Consider the following 25039-nt stretch of genomic DNA (forward strand, 5'->3'; position numbering starts at 1 on the left):
AAAATAGTTTAAAATTCCCGTAAAAGAACTTTCAGGCAGGTTTATTGTTACTTTTGACCGGAAACAACAATAGAGGGACGGCGTTATTTTATTAATACGCAGGAATTTAAATACCCGTAAAAAGATGAATAATACAACAAAATATACTATCCCCGCAATGCTGCAGGAATCGGTAAGTAAATTCGCTGATAAAATTTCACTGGTTTATGCAGGTGAAAGCAAATATACTTACCAGGAGCTGGGAGAAGATGTGAAACGGGTTGCCGCTTTGCTAAAAAAACATGGTGTTCAACCGGGCGACAAGGTTGCCATTTTAAGCCCCAATATGCCCAACTGGGGAATTGCTTTTTTCTCGATATCATGGATTGGTGCTACGGCAGTGCCTATTTTGCCCGATTTTCATTCAAACGAAATTGAATCGATAATCGAGCATTCAGAAACAAAAACGCTTTTCGTTTCAGAATCATTGTACAGCAGCTTGAATGAAAACACCATTAACAAACTCGGAAAAATTATTTTGGTCGATTGTTTTGCTTTAATACCGAAAGGAACTCCCAAAGAAAAATTAAAATCATTTGAAACTGAATTACCCGAAACAGCTGAGTTATTGCCGGCAGAAGTAAACGAAGAAGATCTGGCTTCCATAATCTATACCTCCGGAACTACCGGAAACTCAAAAGGTGTAATGCTCACTCATAAAAACCTGATGTGGACCTCCGAAAAAAGTTACACCCTGCAGGATATTAGTGAAACCGACCGTTTCCTTTCAGTATTGCCGCTGTCGCACACCTTTGAAAATACACTTGGCTTTCTTTTTCCTGTGAGGTTTGGAGCTTCGGTACACTACCTGAGAAAACCTCCGGTTGCATCGGTGTTATTGCCGGCGCTCAAAAAAGTTCAACCCACAATTATGCTGGTGGTCCCGCTGATTATCGAAAAAGTATTCAAAGCAAAAATAAATCCTAAGTTCCAGAAATCGAAAGCCATGCGCACGCTCTATTCCATTCCGGCAATCCGGAAGGTTTTACACCGTGTGGCAGCCCGGAAACTATACCAGACTTTTGGCGGCCAACTTCGCTTTTTTGGAATTGGCGGGGCAAAGCTGGACGGTACGGTTGAACGGTTTTTATACGAAGGAAAGTTCCCATACGCCATTGGGTACGGTCTTACCGAAACATCACCGCTGCTTGCTGGAGCTGTTGGCAAAAACAGGAAATTAGGCTCAACCGGAATTGCTATGGATGGTGTTCAGCTCCGCCTGGGCGATGTTGACCCGGCAACCGGTGAAGGCGAAATTCAGGCCAAAGGCAACAACGTAATGGAAGGGTATTACAAAGCACCGGAAATTACAAAAGAAGTGTTTACTGAAGATGGCTGGTTTAAGACCGGTGACAAAGGGAAATTCGACAAAAATAATTTCCTCTATATTAAAGGGCGCATTAAAACCATGATTGTGGGTGCCAGTGGGGAAAATATTTATCCTGAAGAAATTGAGTCAGTAATAAATAAAATGCGATTTGTGCTCGAGTCGCTGGTTATCGAAAAGAAGGGAAAACTGGTAGCAATGGTTCACCTGAATGCCGACGAAGTTGAGCAGCATTTTAAAAATCTCAGAGCCGATGCACAACAATATTTTTCTGACAAATATGATGATGTCCTGGAAGAAATTCACAATAAAGTAAATGCAGAGGTGAATAAATTCTCAAGGCTTCAACGTGTTGTTCTTCAGCCCAGCCCGTTTGAAAAAACGCCAACGCAAAAAATTAAACGGTTTTTATACGCTTAGCGCTAAAGAAAAAAAGGAAAGTCACGATGCGGCTTTCCTTTTTTATTTTAGATGAGCAGATTTTGTTAATTTTGTACCCGCAAAAACCGAATAAAGAAATGGTTATAGAATCGAGATACAGCAACAGGGGAGTTTCAGCATCGAAAGAAGATGTACACAACGCCATAAAAAACATCGACAAAGGATTGTTTCCCAATGCCTTCTGTAAGATTGTGCCCGATATTTTGGGTGGTGATCCGGTCTGGTGCAACATCATGCATGCCGATGGTGCCGGCACTAAATCGGCACTGGCTTATATGTACTGGAAAGAAACCGGCGACCTTTCGGTGTGGAAAGGAATTGCCCAGGATGCGCTGATAATGAACATCGACGACTTGCTGTGCGTGGGCGCAACCGACAATATTCTCGTTTCGTCAACCATTGGCCGGAACAAAAACAAAATTCCCGGCGAAGTGATTTCCGCCATTATTAACGGAACCGAAGAACTGCTCGCGAATTTGCGGGAACTGGGAATTTCAGCCTGGTCAACCGGAGGCGAAACAGCCGATGTGGGCGACTTAGTCCGGTCCATTATTGTGGATTCCACGGTAGTTGCCCGGATGAAACGCGATGATGTAATTTCTGCTGATAAAATTTCGGCAGGTGATGTCATCATCGGGCTTTCCTCTTCGGGGCAGGCAACTTACGAAAACAGCTATAATGGCGGTATGGGCAGCAACGGGCTCACATCGGCACGCCACGATGTTTTTGCCAACTACCTCGCCGAAAAATATCCCGAAAGTTTCGACCCGGAAGTTCCCGGGGAACTGGTTTATTCCGGAAAATACAAATTGATAGACAAAATTGAAAGAATAGGTTTAGATGCCGGCCAACTGGTTTTATCGCCAACAAGGACTTATGCTCCTGTGATTAAAAAAGTACTGGAAAAATTCAGAAAAAATATTTCAGGGATGATCCACTGCTCAGGAGGCGCGCAAACCAAAGTGCTGCATTTTGTGGAGAATGTGCATGTGGTGAAGGATAATATGTTTCCGGTTCCGCCGCTTTTCAGAATTATTCAGGAGCAGTCGGGAACAAGCTGGCAGGAAATGTACAAGGTGTTTAACATGGGCCACCGGTTCGAAATTTATACCAGTCCGGATGTGGCTGAAGAAATTATTTCTATTTCTAAATCGTTCAACATTGAAGCACAAATTGTGGGCAGAGTTGAACCTTTCGAAGGTAAAAAATTGACGATTGAAAATAAAATGGGAAAGTTTGATTATTAGTGCGTTCCCTCGAAAATGGGAATCTCTGCTCAATAGCGAGAGAATCCCGCCTGCGCGGGAATGAGGCCGGAGAATGACCAGCACAAAGTAACTAAGAATGCATTCCCACGAAAGTGGGAATCTTAAAAAAGCGGATATTAACAAACATGGCAAATTTCTATGTTTACATATTGGCAAACAAACCAAACGGAGTTTTATACATAGGTGTAACAAATGAACTGGAAAGACGTTTGGGAGAACATAAAAACAAAATATTAAAAGGATTTACCTATAAATACAATGTTGATAAATTAGTTTATTTTGAAGAATTTGATACTTATGAAGAAGCATTTTTAAGAGAGCGAAGATTGAAAAAGTGGAACCGTGACTGGAAAATTCAATTAATAGAAAAAGAAAATCCGGATTGGATTGATTTATCAGCAGAATGGTTTTAAACAAGAGATTCCCGCATTCGCGGGAATGAGGAAAAGGAGTGAATTATGGCAGAATACGCATTATTAGAAAAACATGAATCGATAAAACACCGCTTCGAAGAGGTGCAGCAAATGATTACCGATCCGGAAATTATTGCTGACATGAAGCGCTATGTAAAACTGAACCAGGAATATAAAAGCCTGGAAAAATTACTTGCAGTTTTTAAAGAATATAAAAACCTGATTGACAACCTTGAGTCAGGAAAAGAGATGCTCGCCGAAGAATCGGACGAAGAACTGCGCGAGATGGCACGCGAGGAAATGGAAATAGCCGAAGAAAAAATACCGGAAAAAGAGCAGGAGATAAAAATGTTACTGGTGCCTTCGGATCCTGAAGACGATAAAAACGCCATTCTGGAAATCCGTGCCGGTACCGGCGGCGACGAAGCCAGCATTTTTGCCGGCGACCTGTTCCGCATGTACTCCAAATTCTGCGAGAAAAAAGGCTGGAAAATGGAAGTCACAAATATAAACGAGGGAACAGCCGGTGGCTACAAAGAAATTGTTACCAAGGTGAGCGGAAGCGGAGTTTACGGAATTCTGAAATACGAATCGGGTGTGCACCGGGTTCAGCGCGTTCCGCAAACCGAAACCCAGGGACGTGTGCACACATCGGCTGCCACGGTGGCTGTTTTGCCCGAAGCCGAAGAGTTCGATGTGGAACTGAAAGAATCCGACATTAAAAAAGATACGTACTGTTCTTCCGGGCCAGGCGGACAGTCGGTAAACACCACCTACTCGGCCATCCGGTTAACGCACATTCCCACTGGTATTGTAGTAACCTGCCAGGATGAAAAGTCGCAGTTAAAGAACCTGGCCAAGGCAATGAACGAATTGCGTACGCGTATTTACAACATGGAGTACCAAAAGTATATCGACGAAATTTCATCGAAGCGGAAAACCATGGTTTCTACCGGCGACCGCTCGGCAAAAATCCGCACCTACAACTGGCCGCAGGGACGCGTTACCGATCACCGCATTAACCTGACCATGTACAACCTGCAGGCAATTATTAATGGTGACATCGACGAAATCATCGAAAAACTGATGATTGAAGAGAACGCCCAGAAACTGAAGGAAGCGGAGATTTAATCTGAAATTGCAAACTGGACCCAATTGGAGGGTATTAAAATAAATTGCAATTGGAGTGATGATTCATTAGCTTTGTTAAAAAGAGGAAAATGGAATATATTTCAGAAAGAATAACAATTGACGAAAAAATTTGTAATGGGAAACCGACCATTCGTGGGTCTAGAATTACAGTTCAAACTTTACTGGAATTTCTTTCGGCAGGTGACACTATTGAAGATATTTTAAAGCAATATCCTTCTATTGAGTTGGAAGACATTCAGGCGTCACTAAAATTTGCAGCAACTTTGCTGGGGAAAAGCTATTCTATAAAACCAGTTGCCTGATGTTCAAATTTCTTATTGATGCAAATCTTCCTTACTATTTTGAACTTTGGAATAACAAGAGTTGCATCCATGTGCATGATTTACCTGGAATTTCTACTGATGAAGATATTTGGCAGTATTCGAAAGAAGAAAATTTGGTGATTGTCACAAAAGATGGCGACTTTTCAAATAAAATTCTTTATAAAACTCCGCCACCCAAAGTCGTTCACCTGAAGATTGGGAACATGAAAATGAAAGAATTACATGCTTTTCTGAATCGGGTTTGGCCTACAATTTTAGGAGAGTTGGATAATCATAAACTCATTAACGTATTCCACGATAGAATTGAATCTTTGACTTAAATTTCATAAAAATGAATAACGAACTACTCTTCCAACAAATCCAAAAAAAACGTAGTTTCCTTTGTGTAGGTCTCGATACCGATATTCAAAGAGTACCGAAAAATTTACTGAATGCGGCTGATCCGGTTTTGGCATTCAACAGAAAAATTATTGATGCCACTGCGGATTATACAGTCGCCTATAAACCCAACATCGCTTTCTACGAAAGTTTGGGCTGGAAAGGCTGGCATACGCTCGAAAAAACAGTGGAGTATTTAAAATCGAAATATCCTGAAATTTTCCTGATCGCCGATGCCAAACGCGGCGATATTGGAAACACCTCGGATTTATACGCCCGCGCATTTTTCGAAAAGCTCGATTTCGATGCCGTTACCGTGGCTCCTTATATGGGCGAGGATTCGGTAAAACCATTCATGAACTACACTGAAAAGTGGGTGGTTCTGCTGGCGCTCACCTCCAACGAAGGCGCTGCCGATTTTCAATATTTAAAAAATGAAGAATCTGGTGACCAGCTCTTTGAATCAGTGCTGAAAACATCCCAAAATTGGGGCACGCCTGAAAACATGATGTACGTAGTTGGCGCTACAAAAGCCGAGAAGCTGAAAGAGATCCGGCAAATTGTTCCTGACCATTTCCTCTTGGTTCCCGGAGTGGGTGCACAGGGAGGAAGCTTGCAGGAGGTAGCCAAAAACGGCATGAACAGCCACTGTGGTTTGCTCGTAAATTCCTCGCGCGGAATTATTTATGCTTCCGGCGAGAAAGACTTTGCTAAAAAAGCGGGGGAAGCAGCCAAAGCGGTTCAGCAGGAAATGGAACTATTGCTGAAAGAAAAAGGATTATAGCGATTGGCGGGGGCGAACCCTGAAAATCACTATAATCCTTCATCGTTCTCAGCGCATTCTTTCGGTTACATCAATCCTTTTAACATTCCCTGGTAATACATTGGTTTCAGGCCGTGAGCCTTGAGTACCCACCACATGCCACGTTCCACTCCGGGATCGATAAACGGAATTGTAGGATTCAGCTCTTTCCCGTAGCCAAATTCACACATCAGCACCTTGCCGTATTCCGTCACAATGGGACAGGCTGTATAACCATCGTATTTTTCTGTTGGTTCTTTTCCTTCCATTATCGAAACCAGGTTTGCAGCAGCGATGGGGGCCTGCATGCGGATGGCTGCTCCGGTTTTACTGGTTGCAAGTCCTGCCGCATCGCCCAAAACCATTATGTTTTTATAATCGGGATGAACCAGTGTTTCCTGGTCAACTTTTACCCAGCCACCGTGGCGGAGTTCGCCCTCGGTAATCGGAAGCGGTGAGTTGCGCACAAAATCCGGCGTTCCCATAGGCGGGGTAACATGCAGAAAATCGTAATCTACTGTAACTAATTCGGTTTCTGCACTTATTGGCAACTTTGCCTGGGTGGGTTCTTCCAATACCTGAAAAACTGCTTTTTGGGCTGCACTGTCCACAGAAACCAACCGGCGTTTGTAGTGCACATCTATTTTGCGTTCATCGTACAAATGCTGAAGCCGGTCGCCAAAAATGGCAGGTGTCATTAAATTGGTTGAATTGCAGTAGTAATCAAACTGAAAACCTTGCCTGCTCTCCTTCTTTTTGAGGAAATCCTCTGTTAAAAGGGTAATTTTTTTGGGAGCACCGCCGCATTTCAACTTGGTGTAGGTATCCGTGAAAACGAGCCTTCCTTCTTTTTTTGAAGTAAGTTTTTGCAACGCTTCATAACACTTTTTCGCTCCATTGTAATCGTAAATGGAATGAACATCGCTCTCGCCAAGCATTTCTTTCGACAATCCTTCGATTTGCTCATAATCTGTAACACAACCAGGTACAAGCACCAAAAAGTCGTAATCAACTTTTCCGTTTTGGGCAGTAATTACTGAATTATTGTCCGGGTTCAATTCCGTTACCCTGTCTTTCATCCACGTCACTCCCCTGGGAATTAATTCCTTCGTGGGTTTTAAAATTTCATCCGGCGTAAAAGTTCCGGAAGCAATTAAAGTGTAACCCGGCTGATAATGATGAATTTCGTTGGGTTCGATGATGGTGATGTCATCATACCTGAGTTGGTCACTAAGATAGGCGGCCATGGTTATTCCTGCAGCACCGCCTCCTACAATTACAATTTTCGCTTTAACCTTGCTCTCTGAAAAAAAATCAAAGGCTCTTTCTGTAACAACTAAACCGCCAAGGCCCACTGCCCCGGCAGTAATAAATTTTCTTCTGCTAATCATCATCTTTACTTTTTATGGTTTATAATTGGTTCTTTGAATAGGTAGGTAAAACCTACAGCAAGTATAATTGTCATCCCCATAAAAAATGATGAGATATCTCTGGTTACAGGAAATTTTACATTTTATTAAAGCTAAAACGGTTTAATCGTTAACCTGTAATTGCGCACCCCCGGCATCACCCGGTATTGTTGCAGTTGCCGAATGGCTGTTCCGCCCACTCCCGAAACTTCATAATCCACATTTAAAATGGTGTTGGGCGCCTCTTCCAACTGATACTGGTACATTGCCCGCGAAAGGTTGTCGGTTGAGTATTTATGCAGACTGAAATTTAGCAGTTCACCGCCTTTTATCAGCAAACCATTTCCGTTTTCATTCTCCACTTTCAGCCAGCGAACATCAGTGCGGTTGCCGTATTCCTGCGGAATAATGTACGGCACAAACATTTCATCGACATCCGAATTGTAAACGCCAACTTTTGCACCAGTTTTGCGGTCTGGGTAGGTTTCAAACGGGCCGCGGCCATACCACTCCACATTGCTAAATTCTTTTGGCAACTGAAATTGCAGCCCGGCCTTTTGCAACATGTCGGGCATCGGGCCGTGTGGAATGATTTTCTGTTCCAGGTGAATGGTTCCGTCAGCCGAAATGGTCCAGATTTCATTCCGTTCGAATGCCGAAAAATTGCCTCCCCAGTTTAACCTGCGGTTGGCCGGAAGCGATGAGTTGGACCAGGCTTTGATTCCAATCACCACATTACTTTCCGCTTTTTTAATTTGAATATCATCTGCCTGCACTTTCAAATCGCGCATACCCAATGTCCTGAGTTGATTGTCGATGCTTCGGCCAAAACCGGGAGTCATTTTACCCTCTTCAAACATGTAGCTTCCCCACGGGTCAATATCGTTGGCAATGGGTGCGCGCCACACCATAAATTCAGGTCCCTGCTCAATGTACTCATTTCCATCAAATTGAATTGATGTGAAACTTCCTGAATTTTTATCAATCGTATAATTGAAATTATCTCCTCTCAAAAGGATTTCAAATTCCGTTTCCTCTACCTGAACCTCACCTGTTTTGGTTGCATTTTCTTCAGTTTTACCGGACGATGGCAAAACAAACTGCTCCCACGCAATTTCATGTCCGGCATCTGCCCAGCTTTCATCTTCTTTCAGCTTAAACGACACCAGCAATATTTTCTCGCTTTCCGAATTGGTTGGATTGAAAGGAATTTCAAATTTGCCCGATTGCTGTGCCGGCAGTTCAATAAACAACTTTCCCTGCTGAACAACTTCACCATCTACCTGAAGTTGCCAGCTTCCATCAAGTTCACTCAGGTTTTTAAAATGATGGTAGTTGGTAATTTTTACCAATCCTTTTTTTGCATCAACCATTTCAAAACCAACCGGCTGCCCCGATTTTTTTATCTGGTGAATTTCGGGTTGAATTTTGCGGTCGGGCCAGATAATTCCGTAGGTTCTTCCTCCAAGTCCAACGGAGTAAAATTCACCCTCCTTTTCATCCTGTTCAAAATCGAGCACAAGCACGGCATCGTTGTGCCCCATCTGAAATTCTCCAACCGAAACTACCTTGTTAAAAACCTTCACTTCGTCGATTATCATTTTCGACATTCGGCCAGAATGTTCGCCCTGATCCTGTGTTTCAGCTTCGCGGCCAATACAAAGCGGGAAAGGTGTGGAACTGATATTTCCGCTGAATTCAGTTTCAGTAACTAATTCTTCATCAATAAAAAGTTTCAATTCTTCGCCGTTGTAAATTCCGGCAATGTGGTGCCAGTTTCCGTAAAAATCATCGCCTACTTTTGTTTTTGCTGAAATTCGCTTCCCGGAATGGATATAAAACTCGAGCGTTTCCGGATTTTCCATTCGGATTCCGTACTGATATTTTCCTTTCATCAGAAACTCATTGGGTTGGGGGATTTCAAACGGTTTCACCCAAAAACCGATTGAAAGTTCGTTGTCGGTAATATCGAGACTGGGATCGCGGTAAAACTCCACCCAGTCGTCATGTCCCGAGAATTCGAGCCCCCGACCATTTTTGCCAATGGTAAATGTTGGACGACCCATAATCTGGCCATCATTTTTTGCGGGCGAAGCATCGGGCAGAATCCAGCGGGGAGTTGTCAACCCCGGGCTAATCCAATCCCAGATAGCGCCGCCTGTCAATCGCGGGTGTTTTCGGATTAGTTCCCAGTATTCATCCATTCCGCCCAAACCGTTTCCGGTAGCTGCCAGGTACTCATCCATGTATGATTGCCGGTTGTCGTCTTCGGGCAAAATTTTCCCTTCGGCCAGGTTTTTATAATCGATGGGCACCCAGTAGCGCGGCCCCACCAAATCTTCGAAAGGAATAAAAAACTGGTTGCCGCCATACATCCAGGCGGGCCTGCTCGGATCGATTTCCTTGCCGGTTTCAATCACCGCTTTAATATTATCGCCACTTCCTGATTCGTTTCCGGCGCTCCACACAATCACCGATGGGTGATTCCGGTCGCGGTAAATTAGTTTGCGACTGCGGTCTTTGTACATTTCTGTCCACGCCGGGTTTTCCGATAGTTGCGTATTTGCATGCGCTTCATCGCCCACTTCATCAAAAATATATATTCCCAGTTCGTTGGCCAGCTCCAAATATTCCGGTGTTGGCGGGTAGTGACATGTGCGGACATTGTTAATATTGAATTGCTTCATAATCAGCAAATCTTTTTTCAGGGTTTCCAGCGGAACCGCCTGCCCTTGGTCAGGATGATGCATGTGGCTATTCACTCCATTCAGTTTTACCGGAACGCCATTCACTGTTAAAATGTGGTTTTTGTATTCCACTTCGCGAAAGCCGATTTTTTTTGTGAAGGCTTCGATGGTTTCTCCTTTTTCATCTTTTAACTGAATGAGCAGTGTATATAAATTCGGAAATTCCGCCGACCATTTTTTAGGGTTTTCAACCAAAGATGAAAGGGTTACTTTTTGTGATGCATTTTCGGCAATTTTAAAATTCATGGACTGAATGCCGTTGTTTAAAATCGATCGATTATTAACATCCAGCACATCCACTTCAACTGAAAAGGCAGAATTTTCTTCGACCTTGCTTAGAATATCCAAATCAACAGCAAGCTTTGCATCCTCGTAATTTTCATCCAAATCGGTGGTTACATAAAAATCGTGAGTAAACGTTTTGGGCTGAGCATACAGTTTTACATCGCGGTAGATACCCGACAGCCGCCACATGTCCTGGTTCTCGAGATACGATCCGTCGGAGAAGCGAATAACCTGCACCGACAAATCGTTTTTTCCGGTTTTAATAAACGGAGTAATGTTAAATTCTGCCGGCTCAAAACCGCCCTGGTTGTACCCCACGCGTTTGCCATTCACCCAAATGTAGGAGGCCGATTTTATTCCTTCGAACCGAAGCATCACTTCCTTTTCATCCCAATCGCGCGGCAAGTTAAATGAATGTTTATAGCAGCCAACCGGGTTGTAATAATCGGGAATGTTGGGAGGCTGACTTTCAAAAGTTAGCGCTACATTTCGGAATTTCGGATGGCCGTAGCCTTCCATTTGCCAGTTGGACGGAACCTTAATTTCATCCCATTCGCTCACACTGAAATCCGGTTTCCAAAATCCTTCGGGAACTTCACCGGGCGTTTCTACCCATTTGAATTTCCAGGTGCCGTTCAGCAACTGAAGATTTTTACACTTCGAAGGATCGTCCTCAAGCGCTGCTTCTTTTGAAGCAAAAGGCACATGAAAAGCGTGTGGTGCGGTTTGCCCTTTTTCAAAAACAGCAGGATTTTGCCAGTCATCGGGAAGAAATTCAATTTCCTGGGAATGGACAACAACTCCGTTCAGAAATAAAAAAATCAGGGTGAGAAAAAGATTACGGTTCATAACATCAGGTTTAATATTAGATAGTAAAGCTATAAAATTAGTGATTATAGTTCACCCGCCATTCAGCAATTTTACAATTTCACAGTTTTACAATTTTTTATTCATGAAACCGCTGAAAATACTCCGTTGGGGTCATTTGGGTGTGGCGTTTGAAGGTGCGGTTAAAGTTAGACAAATTGTTGAAACCACTTTCGAAGCATACCTGGGTAACCGAGAGTTTTCCTTCTATTATAAGTTTGCAGGCATAGCTGATACGTAAATCGGTTACGTATTCCGATAACGATTTTCCTGTTTTTTCTTTAAAAAACCGGCAAAAGGCAGACGGATGCAGATGTGCAATTTCGGCCACTTTCTCCAGTTTAATTTTTTGCTGATATTGGGTTGTAAGCAGGTGCAACACTTTAGTCAGCCTGTTATCTGTAAAATCATGGTTCTGTTGATGGTATAATTCGCCGGCCAGCAACCTGTATTCTTCGGTTTTTGCCAGTTCGTGCAGTAATTTCAGCAACTGAATCACACGGTCGAACCCTGAGCTTTGGGCAATCTTAATCACCTGTTTGCCGGCTTCCTCAGCAACCTTTGGTAAGAAGCGTATTCCCCGCGACGAACGACTAAATAACTCCTGGATGACATGGAATTCCGGGTAATCGAAAAGCGATGCGCGAAACAGATCACCGGGGAATTGAATGACTATATAATTTATAAGTTCATTGCTGTCGGGTGCGTGGTATTTTTCATCGCTTCGCCAAAAGTGCGGCAGATTGCTGCCCAGCATGGCCAAATCGCCTGACTCAAATTGTTCGGCATTATCGGCAACAAAACTGGTTCCTGTACCTTCAATCACGTACAAAATCTCATATTCGCTGTGAAAATGCCAGGGATAAGTAAAATGCGGCATTTTCCGCCATTTCACTTTAACAGCCGAACGAAGCGGGAAATCAATATGCTCCTGCATCACTTTCATCAAATAAAATTACTGAAAATGTTAAAACAGTACAAATACCTGCTAAAAAAATACTGTCATTTCAACGGCAAAAAAACTAAATTTGGGTAATAAAACTAATCTGAAATTATGACAAACCAACAATGGCAGTTGCTGCTGGAAACAGTTAATGGTAAAACACCGGACAAACCGGTCACCGGTTTTATCATCGACAGTCCGTGGCTGCCCGGATGGGCGGGAGTGACCACACTTCAGTTTTATTCTTCCGAGAAAATTTGGTTTGAAACCAATAAAAAAGCCATTGAAATCTTTTCCGACATCATTTTTCTCCCCGGATTTTGGTCGGAGTTTGGCATGTGTACCGAACCGTCAGCATTTGGTGCCAAACTGGTGTGGAACGAGTTTAACCTGCCCCATGCCAACAAAATTATCAGTGAAATTACAGCGGCTGGAAATTTGAAAGTTCCCAATCCGAAAACCGACGGTTTGCTGCCTTTTATTATTCAGCGACTGTTGAATTACCACAAACCGATACAGGAAATGGGGCATGAAGTAAAATTCGCCGTGGTCCGCGGCCCGCTGAATATTGCTTCATTTCTGCTCGGTTCTACTGAATTGATGATGGGATTTATGATGGATCCGGAAAACAGCCATAAGCTGCTGGAAACCATTACCAGGTTCAGTGTTCAGTGGATTGATTACCAGAAAGATATGTTCCCGTCAATAGAAGGAGTTCTGGTACTTGACGATATAGTGGGTTTTATTGGAGAAGAGGAGTGCAAAGAATTTGCAGTGCCCTATATCAAGCGTATTTTCAATGCCTTCGATTCCAAACTGAACTTTTTCCATAACGATGCGCAGGGACTGGTATCATCGCCTTACCTGAAAGAAATGGGTGTTGATTTATTCAATTTCAGTTTTGAACATTCTATGAAAGAAATCCGTGAGCTGGCCGGCCCTGAAGTAGCGCTGATTGGAAACCTGCCACCCCGCGATGTACTGGCTGCCGGAACTCCGGAGCATGTGAGAGAAGAAACCCGTAAAATGGTGCATGATTTCGGCGACAAAAACCGGGTAATCTGGTCGTGTGGCGGCGGAATGCCACCCGGTGTTTCAACCGAAAATATCAAAGCGTTTAAGGAAACAATTGATGAAGAAATAAAATGAATAAGAGAAAACCACATAGGCACATAGGACACATTAGAAATTTAAAATCATCCTATGTGCTCTATTGTGCCTATGTGGTTAAAATATGATTGGCTTTTAAATGAATCATTGACATAAAAGTAAAAGTATGGAAAAAATATTCTGTTTGATTTTCGTAGTTTTTAGCTTGCAGTTAAATGCACAGAAGCTGACAAAATTTTCAGTTCATATTGATGAGGAGCGTATCGATGCACCGGTTTCGTTGTCGCTCGACGGACTGAACTACAATACCGATGAAGGCAAGTTAACGCTTTATGAAGTAACGCCCGGCGGAGAAAAACTGATCGCCAGTCAGCTTGAACCCGGCCATTCGGCAAAACTCTGGTTTTTTTTAAAAGGGGAATCAAAAAAAGGATCTTCCCGCGAATTTATATTGAAGCAGGAGGACAAAGCAATTAACGCAGAATCACAAGTTTTAGTAAAAAGAAATCAAAAAGATTTGAGTTTACTGCAAAACGATAAACCAATTTTAAATTACCGTTTTGAAACCACCTTCCCGCCCGAGGGAGTGAATCCGCTTTTCAAGCGTTCCGGTTTTATTCATCCGCTTTGGTCGCCCGGCGGCGAAGTGCTTTCGCGCATTCAACCACCCGACCACTACCACCATTACGGAATTTGGGGACCGTGGACAAAAACTCACATTGGCGATCGGGAAGTGGATTTCTGGAACCTGGCGAAAGGACAGGGCACGGTTAAGTTTGCCGGTTTTTTATCAGAATCGGAAGGTGAAATTTTCAGTGGATTTCAGGCGTTGCAGCAACACATCGATTTTGGCGGACACGGGCCTGACCAGGTGGCCATGAACGAAATCCTGGACGTGCGGGTGTGGAATATTTCAGACGATATTCGAGTAATCGACTACACCACCACCCTGAACAGTCCGCTCGAAAACGGAATTATGCTCGATGCTTACCGTTACGGCGGGGGCATTGGTTTCCGCGCCACCGAAAAATGGCACAAAGACAATTGTACTGTGCTGACTTCCGACGGAAAAACCAGGGCAGATGCCGATGGTTCGTACGCCCGCTGGTGTATTGTTGAGGGTGAATCGGAAACCGAAGAAGGCCGCTCGGGAATCCTGTTTCTGAGTCACCCGTCAAACCGGATGCACCCCGAACCCATGCGCGTTTGGCCGTTAGATGCCAACGGCGGACGTGGTGATATGTATTTCGAATTTGTACCCATCAGGCACGATGACTGGAAACTGAACTCAAATCAAAACTACACATTAAAATACCGGATGGTTGTTTTCGACGGTAAAATGGATTCCGAGACAGCCGAAATGTACTGGAACAGTTTTGCAACTGTGCCACAAGTTACAATTGATGAATAAAAAAAATCTGTGAATCTGTGGCGAAAGAAAAATCACAGCCACCGATTCACAGATTAATAACTAATTGCAATATCGTCTGATTGTTATTGAATTAAAAAAAAATGAGCCGAAACTACGATGATAAAAAATACCCGCTGCAAAAGGAGAGTTACGAAATAATCGGAATTTGCATGGAGGTACATCGGATTTTAGGAAAAGGATTTCTGGAAATTGTTTATAAAGATGCATTGGAATATGAATTCACAAAAAAAGGAATTCCTTACGAGCGTGAAAAGAAATATGAAATTGAGTACAAAGACATTATTCTGCCTCATCATTTTTATGCCGATTTTGTAGTTTATAACAAAATTATTCTTGAAGTAAAAGCGCAACAGGGAATTGTTGAAAATCATTACAAATGGGTTATTAATTATCTTGCAGCATCGAAATGTAAATTGGGTTTAATTGTAAATTTTGGAGAAGATTCATTAATAACAAAACGAGTTATCTTATAATCTGTGACATTGCATAAAAGAAATACAATCTGTGAATCTGTGGCAACATCTCCTGTTTTTGCCACAGATTCACAGATTAAAAACTTAAAACAAAAAATAAAATGAAAAAATTCATCTTACTCTGCCTGGTTCTTATTTCCACAATTTCTTTAGCATCAGCACAACCGAAGGTTACCGCCGAAAAAGTGGGCGATAAAATTGAGTTTAGGGCAAATGGCAATTTGATTACGAGTTATATTATTTCAGAATATGAAAAATATCCGTTTTTCTTTCCTGTCAATGGCCCTTCGAAAGCCAATGTTACTTCCATGCGAAATTCGCTATATCCGCATCACAGCTCGCTGTTTTTTGGGTGCGACAAGGTGAATGGCGGCAATTACTGGCAGGAAGGTTTGGAACGCGGACAGATTGTTTCGCTGCGGGCCGATATTCTCGAAACGGGCGGAGAAAAAGCCATAGTTGAAAATGAATGCATCTGGAAACGGCCCGGTGCCGATGCGCCCATCAAAGACAAACGCAAAATCAGTGTTTCAGTTCCATCATCCGAAAAATATCAAATCGATTTTGAAATTTCGATGGAGATGCTGATGGATGTGACGATCGAAAAAACCAACCACTCCCTTTTCAGCGGAAGAATGGATATGGATTTGGCTGTTGTAAACGGCGGAACGGTGATAAACGCCAGAGGTGAAATTAGCGAGGATGGAACATTTGGCAAACGTTCGCCCTGGATGGATTATCACGGAGAGCGAATGGGTAAAACCGAAGGAATGGCCATTTTGCAACATCCGTCGAACGATTGGTATCCGGCTCCCTGGTTTACCCGCGATTACGGATTTTTCTCGCCCACTCCCATGTACTGGCCGGAAAATGATAAAAACATTATACTGAAAAAAGGAGAACAAATTAACTTGCGGTACCGTGTAATAGTGCATACAGGAGATCACGAAGAAGCTAAAATTGCACAGGAATTTGTAAAATATTCAAATGAATGAAAAAAGTGGAGCGATATTTAATTAGTATTTTACGGGGAAATAAAACCCACACTTTGAACCTTGAACTTTAAACTTTAAACAATATTATCATGAAAAGAAGAAATTTTCTAAAAAACACTGCCGCAACAACTGCAGGCGCTATGGTAATTCCCACCATTGTACCATCCTCTGTTTTTGGCAAGAATGCGCCAAGCAACAAAATTAATATTGGACAAATTGGATGCGGACGAATTGCCCGCAGCCATGATATGCCGGGAGTGATGCAATACGATGTTGCCCGCATGGTAGCCGTTTCGGATGTGGACAGCAAACGCATGGCCGACGGTAAAAAGTTGGTGGAAGATTTTTACAACGAAAAAGGAAACAGTGTGGACGTAAAAATGTACGGTGATTACAAAGAGATGCTGTTGAATCAGGACATCGATGCAGTTGTAATCAGCACCCCCGACCACTGGCATTCGCAACCCGCGATTGAAGCTGCACTGGCCGGGAAAGACATCTACCTGCAAAAACCAACTTCTCTCACCGTTACCGAAGGCCGGTTGCTAAGCGACATCGTTCACCGGGAGGGCTCTATTCTGCAGGTGGGTACCCAGCAACGTTCGTCGCCACAATTCAGAAGAGCTGCAGAATTGGTAAGAAACGGGAGAATTGGTAAGGTTCACACTGTGAAAGTTGGTTTGCCGGGTGATCCTTCCGGCCCTGTCTTTGAAACCGGCCCGGTGCCTTCCAACCTGAATTTTGACATGTGGCTGGGTTCCACTCCCGAAATAGAATACAAAGAAAAACTGGTTCATCCGCAAAATGACTATAGTCGCCCGGGTTGGCTGCGCCATGAAAACTACGGCGCCGGAATGATTACAGGATGGGGGCAACATCATTACGACTCAGCTGCCTGGGGAATGGACACCGAGTACACAGGTCCTGTTTCAGTGGAGGCAGTGGCTCAGTTTCCCAAATTTGGCGACTGGAACGTACACGGCGATTTTATGGTAAAACAGGAATACGAAAACGGCATAACGGTTTATACCAGCGGCGGTTTCCCCAACGGGATCCGCTACGAAGGAACCGACGGTTGGATTTTTGTAACCCGCGGTGCATACCGGGCAACAGCCAGTGACCCGATTCCCGAAGGCAGTACAAAAGCACTCGATGCCAGTAGTGAAGATATATTGCGTTCAGAAATCGGTGAAAATGAAATCCATTTATATGTGAGTGAAGAGCAACACGGCAACTGGCTCGACTGTGTGCAGTCGCGCAAACAACCGATCTCACCGGTAGAAATTGGGCACCGTGCCTGCACCGTTTGTTTGATCAGCCACATTGCCATGAAAGCGCCCGGAATTTTGAAATGGGATCCTCAAAATGAAAGGTTTGTGAATAATGATCTGGCCAATTCCATGCTGAGTCGGCCGCAGCGGTATCCCTATGGTACTGATTACGTGAAACGGTAAACAACCAGCCATTACCAGATTAATATCTGGATGTTTAAAAGGGGAAATGCAGCCACATTCCCCCTTCATTAAAAATAAATTAACCACTTGTTAAATTATTAAACGCAAAACTATGAAAATATAATTCACTTCTATTTTTTATTACTGATTAGTAAAAATGATTTAAATAATTTAATAATCATTTTTTAAGTCAGGTATTTCTCAATTTATTCTTATTAACTAATAATTTTTAAATCTATGCGTAAACTATTGATTCTAATTGTATTGAACATTGTGTGCATAAATTATGCAATGAGTCAAAAAACAGTTACAGGTGTAGTTTCATCAGAGGATGGAATGGTTATGCCTGGTGTAACTGTTGTTGTAAAAGGGACAACAATTGGTACTATAACCAACGAAATGGGACAGTATTCTGTTGAAGTTCCGGAAGAAAACGATGTTCTTGTTTTTTCATTTATTGGAATGAAAACTCAAGAAATTTCTATTGGTAATCAGTCCGCAATTAATGTAACTATGCTTTCTGATGTTATTGGATTAGAGGAGGTTGTTGCTATTGGATACGGTACTGAACGAAGAGGCAATATCACAGGTGCCATTTCTTCAGTTACTACCCAGGACATCCAGGAAATGCCCATAATAGATGCAGGCTCTGCCTTGCAGGGAAGGGCTGCAGGGGTAATGGCACTCGCATCAGGCAATCGCCCAGGTGACGGAGTGACTATTCGTATTAGAGGAAGAAGATCGTTAACGGCCACAAATGATCCGCTTTATGTTATTGATGGTATTCCCTATGAAGGAAACATTAACGACATAAACCCAAGAGACATCAAGTCAATGGAAATTCTGAAAGACGCTTCTGCTACTGCTATTTATGGATCAAGAGGTGCAAACGGTGTAATTCTTGTTACTACTACCCGTGGAGGTAATTATCCGACTACTGTATCGTACAACGGATATTACGGTGTCACCTCACCTTTGGGAAAACCCGACCTAATGAATGGAGAACAATATACCCGATTAAAAGAGGTGGGAGGCAGGCCATTTACATCGGCCGAAGAAGATGCTATTGAAAGGGGCGTATCTACCGATTGGTTAGATTTGGTAGTTGGAAATGGGTATCAGCAAAGTCATCAACTGGGCGTTAGAGGAGGCAATGAGAAAACAGCATTTTCTATCGCCTCAAACCTGTTCGATGAACAGGCAGTAATTGAAACTCAAAAATTTACCCGGAAAACATTAAGGATAAACTTAGATCACAACATCTCGGACAGAATAAGAGTGGGCACTTCAACCCAACTTTCCGATCAGATTCAAAATTATGGATCTAATGTTTATGGCGGTGCAGTGAATATTTCTCCCTTAGCCGAACCGTATGAAGATGGGGAGATGGTTTATCAGCCAGGCGCTGATCCGTTATTGTGGAATCCTTTGGCTGATTTTGTTGAAGATGCTATTGCTGATGACCGAACAAGACTAAGAGTTTTCAGTAACCTATATGCAGAAATCGACATCACAAATAGCCTGAGTTATAGGATGAATTATGGTAATGATTATCAGAAATACACGAGAGGGCTGTTCCAGGGAAGTTTATCATCAGAAAGACAATTCAGTACACCAAGAGCGTTAAAAAATCATGAAGAAAATTTTACTTACACCTTTGAAAACATCCTGAATTATACAAAAGTAATAAATGAAAACAATACACTTAAGGCTACCGGCTTATTTAGTGTACAAGAATCGGATTATGAGATGACAATCATCGATGTGGAAGGACTTCCTTATGAACATCAGCTTTTCCACAACCTTGAGACTGCCGAAACTGTGCTCGATTATGATTCAGATCTGCAAGAATGGGGAATTATGTCATTCATGGGCCGCGTGAATTACGAACTTTTTGATAGGTATTTGTTCACAGTTACAGGGCGTTATGATGGCTCGTCAAGGCTGTCAGAAGGAAAAAAATGGGGATTTTTTCCATCAGCAGCCTTCCTCTGGAGAATAAGTAACGAAAATTTTATGTCCAGTCAAACGCTTTTTTCCGATCTTAGGTTCAGGGTGAGTTACGGTGTAACAGGAAATACGGGAATTACTCCATACCAAACCCGTGGTGGTCTTACCCGCACTATATATTCTTTTGGAGATGGTTCTGGATATGGTTATCGCCCGGGGACCATTGCCAATCCGGATTTAAAATGGGAGTCATCTGCAACCACCAATATTGGATTGGATTTTGGCATTGGAGATAATATTGCCGGAAGTTTTGAAGTTTATCAAACGAATACAACTGACTTATTGCTTGAACGAAAAATACCGATAACGTCAGGATTCGATAACGTAATGGAAAACATTGGAGAAACCCGAAACAGAGGTTGGGAACTTACCCTAAATGGAAGAATTATTTCCACACGGGATTTAACATGGTCTGCCAACCTGAATCTGTTTGGAAATAAAGAAGAAATAGTTGATTTGTATGGGAACAAAACAGATGATATTGGGAATGAGTGGTTTATCGGGGAACCCTTGACCGTTTGGTACGACTATGATAAGATTGGAATTTGGCAACTCGATGAGGCCTCACAAGCCGATGTTTATCAGGCAAATCCAGGTGAAATAAAAATTCGGGATGTAGTGCCCGACGATAAAATCAACGAAGAAGACCGTGTGATTCTTGGAACAAATATTCCTAAAGCAACTCTTGGTTTAGGGTCAAGACTGATGTACAAGGATTTTGAATTCAGTTTTTTGTTGCTGGGAATTTTCGGGCAAACCATTTATAACGAATTCGAGGTTAATCATGCCACTTTGCAAGGCAGATACAATAACCTGGATGTCGACTTCTGGACAGAGGACAATCCTACAAATGACCATCCAAAACCTGATGGGAGTAGGGAATATCCGCTTTACAGTGAATCCAGAGGATATAGTTCGGGGGATTTCCTAAAAATAAGAAATATGCAATTAGGTTACAATTTACCTAAACAGATTCTTTCAGACATTGGCATCAAATCGATGAAAATATACCTCAATGCTGAAACTCCATTTATTTTTTCCAGACTGTCAAGCAATCTTGATCCGGAATCATACGATGGTGTTATTAGCAGCGAAACTCCCAGTACCCGTATGTTTTCACTGGGTATAAATGTTGATTTTTAAACTTTAAATACTGTAACAATGAGAAAAATAAAATATTTCATAATCATTTTCATTTTTTCATCAATTGCCCTGGTATCATGTGATGTGTTAGATGAAGAAATTGTATCGGGTGTAACTAGTGAATATCTGAATACACCTGACGGGTTGCAGGCCGGAGTAAACGCTGCATACGAAAATCTGCGCAACTTTTACGGACAGGAAGAAGGCTGCAATATGACAGTTTTTGGTACGGATGAATATACTAATGGCGGACATGGTGGTTACCACTATATGAACAAATATGAATCGGGATTGAACTCTGAAGCAAGCCCGTTCTGGACTTTATGGTCCAATTTTTACACCGCCATTAATACTTGCAATGCAGTTATTAACCGTGCCGACGATGTTGATATATCTGCCGAAGAAAAAAATTCAAAAGTAGCCGAGGTTCGTTTTTTAAGAGCCCATTATTATTTTATTCTGGTAGAGTCATTTGGCCCTATCCATCTCACTTTGGAAGAAACCGTTGGGGTTGAAACCGAAGCCGACAGGGTGCCTGAGGAAACCGTATATCAAGCTATTATTGAAGATTTGGATTTTGCAGTAAATAATCTGCCGGTTACTCAGGACGAATTTGGCAGACCAACAAAGCCTGCGGCACAACATATGCTAGCACTTGTTTATCTTACCAAAGGATACAAAAGTTTCGGAAGTGCAAACGATTTTACAACTGCCGCCAACCTGGCAAAATCGGTTATTGATGACTACGGACTTTCGCTTGACACTGACCCGGTTGCTCGTTATAACCACGACAATGAACAACATCCCGAGATTTTATGGTCGGTTCAGTTTCATGAAGACCCATTGCTTACACCAGAGGGAAATGAAACACACCTGTATTTCCGACCTTGGTACGAGGTATATAATGATGGGTTAAACCGGGCTTTAGGACATGGTTTTGGACGTCCATGGATTCGTTTTCGACCCACCAGTTGGTTGCTTCAAAATTTCCGACCTTACGATATTGACTCGCGCTTTGTTAAATCATTTCAAACCGTTTGGTATTACAATACAGCTTCTGGAATTCCTGCTGGTGCAAGCGTTGGTGATACCGCAATATTCCTCACAGGAAATGATCTTACACAATCCGATGTGGATGCTATTGAAGCCAGGCTTCCCGGCGTTATTGCAGGGAAAAACCTCTATAGCTGGCACGAAAATGCCAAAGGGAAACTGTGGAGTTGGTTCACTGAAGACGGAACGGATAACAACAGCATCAACATTTTTCCTTGCCCATGGAAAGTAGAAGACAACAAACGTCCGTCAGTCAATTATCAGGAAGGATCGCGAGATCAAATCATCTATTCATTGCCTGAAACATATTTACTGGCAGCTGAGGCTTTACACAAGTCCAACAATAACAATGAAGCTGTACAATATATAAATGCCATAAGATCCAGAGCTGCATTTCCTGGTTTGGAAAGCCAGATGGAAATCTCAGCTACCGATGTTGATATCGACTTCATTCTCGATGAACGTTCCCGGGAATTATTCGGGGAAATGAAAAGATGGTTCGATCTCAAAAGAACTGGTAAATTGATTGAAAGAGTAAAAAAGTATAATCTTGATGGCGCTCCCAATATTCAGGATTATCACTTGCTACGTCCTATACCAGCGAACCAGCGAACCAGAACAACAAATGAATATCCGCAAAACAATGGATATTAATCCAGCTTATAGTTAATGTTTAGTTAGCTTATTTAGTATGCGTTACCCTGCTTTATTCAGGGTAACGCATTAAAAAATTTGATTTGAGGAATTCAAAATTATTAGATATTATATTAACAATAATCAAAAATTCGAAGTTATCAAACTAATAGTATTGCTATTTTTTGTGAAATACTAAATTTGATTATCAGTTTTGAAGCATTAGAAAAAATAAAAATTAGGTAATTATTAATGAAAAACGCATTTGAAATAACAAATCCCGACTGGAAGTTAAGCCCTCATACAGGAATGGGCAAAAAACATTACATTGATTTGGCAAAGTACCTTCTGGAACGTGCATTTAAAAATATTCACTCCATTGACACCCCGCTGACTTTCCCAAAGGTTCCGGGAAAAACTTATCCCCAGCCCAACGCGCCCGATTGGAGATACCGATCTGCCGAATTTGAAGCGTTGGAACGAACATTTACCCTGGCTGGTCCCCTTATTCATGTGGACCCGGAGGTGGAAATCAACAACATCAAACTCAGGGATTATTACAAACTGCAAATCTACAATGCTTTTACTCCGGGGCATCCCAATTCCATTCCTTTGCCTGAAGATTTACCCGACTCAAATTATCAGTTTACCTGCGAATTCGGCGGGTTGTTCAAAACATTGCTTCTCATGCCTGAAACTATTTGGGAGCTTTATTCTGAACAGGAAAAAGACGACATGATGGAATGTATATCTAAATGGGGGCATCACCGGACAACTCAAAACAACTGGCGGATTTTCAATATTGTTACGCTTTCATTTCTGAAAAAACAGGGTTACGAAATTGACGATGATTTGCTGAAAAGCCACTTGTTATGGGTTGCTTCATATCATTCGGGCGACGGCTGGTACCTCGAGCAAACTTACAACTACTATTCAATCAGCCTGTTTATTGTTTACACTACCATCTGGAACAGGACTTTCGGTGACGAGCATTATCCCGAAATCGCAGAAATAATTGAAAAATCGGCCCAGAAACTGATGGAGTCGCTCACCAGCTTTTTCGGACGCGACGGATACATTAACATGTGGGCGAGAAGTATAACCTACCGGACGTGGGTTTCAGGTGCTTTCCCCATTGCTTTTATGCTGAAAGACAAATCACTTCTTGATCCGGGATGGGCCCGCAGGCTTTGTTCGGGGTCACTGCTTCAGTTTGTAACAAAAGAAGGATTTTACCACAACGATATTCCCAGCCTTGGTTTTTATGTTCAAAAGGAATATATGCTTCAAAACTACAGCTGCGCCGGCAGTCCGTTTATCATGTTTCTGCCGTTTATTTGCCTTGCACTTCCCGACGACTCCCCGTTCTGGACTGCTAAAGAAAACGATGGGATGTGGGAAGAACTGGGAAACAAATCAAAAAGGACAGTCTTGGAAAGCCCGGGATTAGTACTTGTTAACCATGGTAAAACGGGCACCTCTGAAATCGTTCCCGGAAAAGTATATTACGATGACCCGAACTATTCAAAGCTGACGTATAATACTCATTTCCCATGGGAAGATCATAATCCGGACGGCGGAACAGCAATGGAATATAGTTTCAGGAGCCAGGATCCCAGGGATGTCAGGGGCGATGACATTAACTTCTACCTCACTGGTAAAACTGTGGATAACGATGCGTTCAGAAACCGAAAATTCACTATTTCGCAAAGCATGCTTTTTAACGGTGTGAGAGACGGCGTTTTATATCGTCAGGCCATCATGCGTAAACCGCCAAACAACGGTGTTGGATACATTATTGATCTGGCCGAAATTACCATCCCCGGCGGAGTAATCCGAATTGACCGTACACGTCTTGCATTTGAACATGAATTGACACTTGGCAACTTCGGATTGCCTCATTTAAACGGAGTTGAGGCACAGGTAAATCAGTTTGATGATAAAACGAAAAAAACAATAACTGCATCGGTTCCTGGGCGGCAAGTGGCATTGATTGCGTATCATGGCTGGGACAAACTTGACAGTTTAGTCCATAATAACCGGAATGCCGAAGCCGATGACAGCACTGTGGTTTATGCGTATAAAAAGCGAATGGCACAAAATCCGCCAATGGAGCTGATGATTACTGCCCTGCTACACAAAACAGACAACAGTGAATGGACAAAAGAAGAATTGTCACCGGTAAAAAATATTGAAATCCTGGATATAATGCCGGGCCTTTCGCCACTGGGAGCAATTATCACACTTAATAACGGTGAAAAATATACAGTTGATTTTAAAGATATTGACGGGCACAGAACATGTTGATGCCTGCCTCAAAATCAAGCGGAATAAAGCTACAT

The 25039-nt window shown here is 42.5% G+C and carries 18 protein-coding genes; 15 read left to right on the top strand and 3 right to left on the bottom strand.

Annotated elements, in window-relative coordinates:
- Nucleotides 1-124: 124 nt before the first annotated feature.
- The 7 genes from BUC07_RS05095 (at nucleotide 125) to pyrF (ending at nucleotide 6125) form a co-directional block, all read left to right on the top strand.
- A complete protein-coding gene (locus BUC07_RS05095; protein WP_073166527.1) occupies nucleotides 125-1786 on the top strand; it encodes an AMP-binding protein in 1662 nt (553 codons plus the stop codon).
- 98 nt (nucleotides 1787-1884) lie between these two features.
- Nucleotides 1885-3054, top strand: a complete 1170-nt coding sequence (locus tag BUC07_RS05100) for an AIR synthase related protein (protein ID WP_073166640.1) — start codon at nucleotides 1885-1887, stop codon at nucleotides 3052-3054.
- A 146-nt stretch (nucleotides 3055-3200) separates the two neighbouring features.
- The gene (locus tag BUC07_RS05105; RefSeq protein ID WP_073166532.1) at nucleotides 3201-3488 is read left to right on the top strand and encodes a GIY-YIG nuclease family protein; all 288 of its coding nucleotides are present in this window, start codon (nucleotides 3201-3203) and stop codon (nucleotides 3486-3488) included.
- Nucleotides 3489-3533: 45 nt separating this feature from the next.
- Entirely contained in the window at nucleotides 3534-4619 is a 1086-nt protein-coding gene (gene prfA, locus BUC07_RS05110; RefSeq protein ID WP_073166536.1) for a peptide chain release factor 1, read from the top strand.
- Nucleotides 4620-4708: 89 nt separating this feature from the next.
- Nucleotides 4709-4942 (top strand): DUF433 domain-containing protein, encoded by a 234-nt coding sequence (locus tag BUC07_RS05115; protein WP_073166539.1) that lies wholly within the window; start codon nucleotides 4709-4711, stop codon nucleotides 4940-4942.
- Entirely contained in the window at nucleotides 4942-5283 is a 342-nt protein-coding gene (locus BUC07_RS05120; RefSeq protein ID WP_073166541.1) for a DUF5615 family PIN-like protein, read from the top strand. The genes BUC07_RS05115 and BUC07_RS05120 overlap by 1 nt, the downstream gene beginning before the upstream one ends.
- 11 nt (nucleotides 5284-5294) lie before the next feature.
- Nucleotides 5295-6125 (top strand): orotidine-5'-phosphate decarboxylase, encoded by an 831-nt coding sequence (gene pyrF / locus BUC07_RS05125; protein ID WP_073166544.1) that lies wholly within the window; start codon nucleotides 5295-5297, stop codon nucleotides 6123-6125.
- A 65-nt stretch (nucleotides 6126-6190) separates the two neighbouring features.
- Here pyrF and BUC07_RS05130 read toward each other — a convergent pair whose 3' ends face one another.
- The 3 genes from BUC07_RS05130 to BUC07_RS05140 form a co-directional block, all read right to left on the bottom strand.
- A complete protein-coding gene (locus tag BUC07_RS05130; RefSeq protein ID WP_175552465.1) occupies nucleotides 6191-7534 on the bottom strand; it encodes an NAD(P)/FAD-dependent oxidoreductase in 1344 nt (447 codons plus the stop codon).
- A 131-nt stretch (nucleotides 7535-7665) separates the two neighbouring features.
- On the bottom strand, nucleotides 7666-11433 hold the full coding sequence (locus BUC07_RS05135) for a beta-galactosidase small subunit-related protein (RefSeq protein ID WP_073166552.1): 3768 nt from the start codon (nucleotides 11431-11433) through the stop codon (nucleotides 7666-7668).
- 97 nt (nucleotides 11434-11530) lie between these two features.
- The gene (locus BUC07_RS05140; protein WP_073166556.1) at nucleotides 11531-12397 is read right to left on the bottom strand and encodes an AraC family transcriptional regulator; all 867 of its coding nucleotides are present in this window, start codon (nucleotides 12395-12397) and stop codon (nucleotides 11531-11533) included.
- A gap of 108 nt (nucleotides 12398-12505) precedes the next feature.
- On the opposite strand from BUC07_RS05140, the gene BUC07_RS05145 reads away from it, so the two are divergent.
- The 8 genes from BUC07_RS05145 (at nucleotide 12506) to BUC07_RS05180 (ending at nucleotide 25004) form a co-directional block, all read left to right on the top strand.
- On the top strand, nucleotides 12506-13543 hold the full coding sequence (locus BUC07_RS05145) for a uroporphyrinogen decarboxylase family protein (protein ID WP_073166559.1): 1038 nt from the start codon (nucleotides 12506-12508) through the stop codon (nucleotides 13541-13543).
- Between the two features lie 127 nt (nucleotides 13544-13670).
- Nucleotides 13671-14915 carry a DUF6807 domain-containing protein gene (locus BUC07_RS05150; RefSeq protein ID WP_083578101.1) on the top strand — a complete coding sequence of 415 codons (1245 nt, stop codon included), beginning with the start codon at nucleotides 13671-13673 and terminating at the stop codon, nucleotides 14913-14915.
- 101 nt (nucleotides 14916-15016) lie between these two features.
- Nucleotides 15017-15409: a GxxExxY protein gene (locus tag BUC07_RS05155; protein ID WP_073166562.1), complete on the top strand. Its 393-nt coding sequence runs from the start codon at nucleotides 15017-15019 to the stop codon at nucleotides 15407-15409.
- 101 nt (nucleotides 15410-15510) lie between these two features.
- Nucleotides 15511-16404 carry a DUF6807 domain-containing protein gene (locus BUC07_RS05160; protein WP_073166566.1) on the top strand — a complete coding sequence of 298 codons (894 nt, stop codon included), beginning with the start codon at nucleotides 15511-15513 and terminating at the stop codon, nucleotides 16402-16404.
- 89 nt (nucleotides 16405-16493) lie between these two features.
- Nucleotides 16494-17858, top strand: a complete 1365-nt coding sequence (locus BUC07_RS05165) for a Gfo/Idh/MocA family protein (RefSeq protein WP_073166569.1) — start codon at nucleotides 16494-16496, stop codon at nucleotides 17856-17858.
- A gap of 291 nt (nucleotides 17859-18149) precedes the next feature.
- The gene (locus BUC07_RS05170; protein ID WP_175552466.1) at nucleotides 18150-21011 is read left to right on the top strand and encodes a SusC/RagA family TonB-linked outer membrane protein; all 2862 of its coding nucleotides are present in this window, start codon (nucleotides 18150-18152) and stop codon (nucleotides 21009-21011) included.
- Between the two features lie 18 nt (nucleotides 21012-21029).
- A complete protein-coding gene (locus BUC07_RS05175) occupies nucleotides 21030-22718 on the top strand; it encodes a RagB/SusD family nutrient uptake outer membrane protein (RefSeq protein ID WP_073166576.1) in 1689 nt (562 codons plus the stop codon).
- Nucleotides 22719-22949: 231 nt separating this feature from the next.
- On the top strand, nucleotides 22950-25004 hold the full coding sequence (locus BUC07_RS05180) for a DUF2264 domain-containing protein (RefSeq protein WP_073166579.1): 2055 nt from the start codon (nucleotides 22950-22952) through the stop codon (nucleotides 25002-25004).
- The last annotated feature ends 35 nt before the right edge of the window (nucleotides 25005-25039 follow it).

The sequence above is a fragment of the Tangfeifania diversioriginum genome (assembly GCF_900141875.1).
Lineage (GTDB): Bacteria > Bacteroidota > Bacteroidia > Bacteroidales > Prolixibacteraceae > Tangfeifania > Tangfeifania diversioriginum.